The following is a 2,543-nucleotide window of genomic DNA, read 5'->3' on the forward strand; positions in this document are numbered from 1 at the left end:
TTCACATCATCCCCGGCGTATTTTTCCTTGGCCCCAGATAACCGAAGAGGAAAGCTGCGACTTTTCGCATTTGGATTTCCTCGGCGCCTTCGGTGATGCGGTAGCGGCGGTGGTGGCGGTAGATATGTTCGAAGGGTTTGTGGCGCGAGTATCCGATGCCGCCATGGACCTGCATCGCGCGGTCGGCGGCTTCGCAGACGAGGCGGTTCGCCCAGTAGTTGCACATGCTGACCTTGTCGGAGAGCGTGCGTTCGATCTGTTTGTGGGGGGTGTTGTCCATGTCCCACGCGGTCTTGCGGATGAGCAGGCGGAGCATCTCGGCCTGCGTCGCGAGTTCGACGAGCGGGAACTGGATCGCCTGGTTCTTCGCCAGCGCCTCGCCGAACGGCTTGCGCTGCCTTGCGTATCGGACGCTCTCCTCGATGCAGTAGACCGCGGCGCCCAAGGATGACGCCGCCTGACGGATGCGGTTCTGGTGGACGAAGCTCTGCGCGATCGCGAGAGCGCCGCCCTCGGGGCCGAGCCGCGCGCTGTCGGGCACCCAGACATTGCTGAACGTCATGCGCGGATGGTCGGTCGGCATGTTGAACGTCCACATATATTCATCGACCGTCATGCCCTCGGTCCCCGTCGGCACGAGCAGGCAGGTGATGCCCTTCGCATCCCCGTCGCCGCCGCTCGTGCGCGCGAAGGTCGCGCAGTGCGTCGCGACATGCATGCCGGTGATCCACATCTTGCGCCCGTCGATCCGCCAGCCGTCGATGCCGTCGCGGCTCTCGCGCACGGCGCGCGTCTCCATGTGGGTGGCATCCGAGCCATGGTCGGGTTCGGTCAACCCGAACGCCGTGCGGCGCTTGCCCTCGAAGGAGCCGAGGATGAACTCGGCCTTCTGTTCCTCGCTCGTCGCGAACTGCTCGAACATCTCGACGAAGGGGAAGTTGCCGACGATGCTGTGCTCGTTCTGCAGGTCGTTGTGCAGCCCCAGCCCCTTCGCCGCCAGATGCTCGCGGATCACCGCCATCCAGAGGTTACTGCCGTCCTTGCCGCCATATTTCTTCGGCGCCGAGAAGCGCCAGTGCCCCGCCGCATCGGCCAGCCTCGTGGCCGCCTTGAGCAGCTCTTCCCACTCATGGCGCGGCAGCCCCTGATTGTCCCAGTCGGTGCGCGCATGCTCGCGGCGATGGTCGAAGAAGCGGATATTGTCGTCCGCGAGCTCGAGCGGCCGGATCTCGGCTTCGATAAACGCGTCGAGCTCGCCCAGATACGCCTGCAAATCGGCGGGCATCGCAAAGTCCATGTCTCTCTCCCTGTTATCGCTATCCGCGCCAGTCGGCGCGCGCCGCCGCGAGCGGCGCATATTTGGGGCTGTCGACCGCGCATTTGTCGAGCGCCGCGCGCCGCAGCTGCGCGAGCAGCCCGGGCTCGGCGAGCGTCGTCTCGCCCGACAGCAGCGCATCGGCCAGCGCCTTGTCTTCGGCGCGCGCGCCCGCATCAAGGTCGCGCAGCACGATGCCGAGCGCGTTCATCGCCACCACCGCCTCGAACTTCGCATGGCCTTGCGATGCCGGCTTGATCGCGCCTTCGATCCAACCCCGCACCGCCTCGACCATCTCGCGGTTCGTCGGCTCGCCCGTCGGTGCGGGCGCCGCACCGGGCGACGGCGGCAAAGGCCGCGCCCGCTCGCTCTCGGGCGCGTCTTCCTCGAGCAGCACCACAAGGTCGAGTTCCTGCTCGGCGGTGCGCCGCCCGATCACGACGCGCTCGACGCTCCGGTCGGCGCCGCTCCGCCACGCCTGCCCCATCTGCAGGCACCCCAGCGCCCACCACAAGGTCCGGTAGACCAGCCAGAAGCGGAAGCGCGCCGGGTCGACCTTGACCCCGCCCGCCGCCTCATAAGCAGCAAAATAGTCCGCGAGGCTGCCGACCCCGAACGCGGGCCGCTCCAGATGTCCGAAGCGCCACACGCTCATGCAACCGAACGCCAGATCCTCATGCGCGTCGCCCCGGTGCGCGAGCTCCCAGTCGAGCACCGCCGCCAGCCCGGCTTCATCGACCATCACATTGCCCATCCGGTAATCGCCATGCACCAGCACCGGCGGCGCCGCCCCGGGCAGATGATCCTCGCACCATTTGATCGCCAGCGCGATCGCCGGCCGATCGCCGCCGTAGGTCAGAAAGCGCGAGCGAAGCTCGCCCAGCGCCGCGCGCGTGTCTATCAACGGGATCGCAGCCGGCACGCTCGCCAGCGGCACGCCATGGATGCGCGCCAGCTCGCGCCCGAGATCGCCCAGCAGCGACGGCGGCGGATCGACCAATATCTTCGCCGGCGACACCTCGCCCGTCACCCGCCGCATCACATAACCCGTCCCCAGACCATCGTCCGGCGCCAGCACCCCAACAACCTCGGGCGCCCGCACCCCCGCACCATGCGCCGCCATCACCAGCGCCGCCTCGTCGCCATGGCCGAACGGTCGATCCGCCATATAAGCCGCCGACGGCGCGCGCCGCAGAACATAACCCGCAACCGCACCACCAGCACCCGC

General features: G+C 67.9%; 2 protein-coding genes. Both read right to left on the reverse strand.

Features of this window, described 5'->3' with window-relative positions; all coding sequences use genetic code 11:
- Position 1 precedes the first annotated feature (1 nt).
- On the reverse strand, positions 2-1,297 hold the full coding sequence (locus ATE71_RS21430; protein ID WP_058805362.1) for an acyl-CoA dehydrogenase family protein: 1,296 nt from the start codon (positions 1,295-1,297) through the stop codon (positions 2-4).
- Between the two features lie 19 nt (positions 1,298-1,316).
- Positions 1,317-2,543: phosphotransferase family protein (locus ATE71_RS21435; RefSeq protein WP_058805363.1), on the reverse strand; the 1,227-nt coding region annotated here is incomplete at its 5' end.

This window comes from Sphingopyxis sp. H115, assembly GCF_001468465.1.
GTDB lineage: Bacteria > Pseudomonadota > Alphaproteobacteria > Sphingomonadales > Sphingomonadaceae > Sphingopyxis.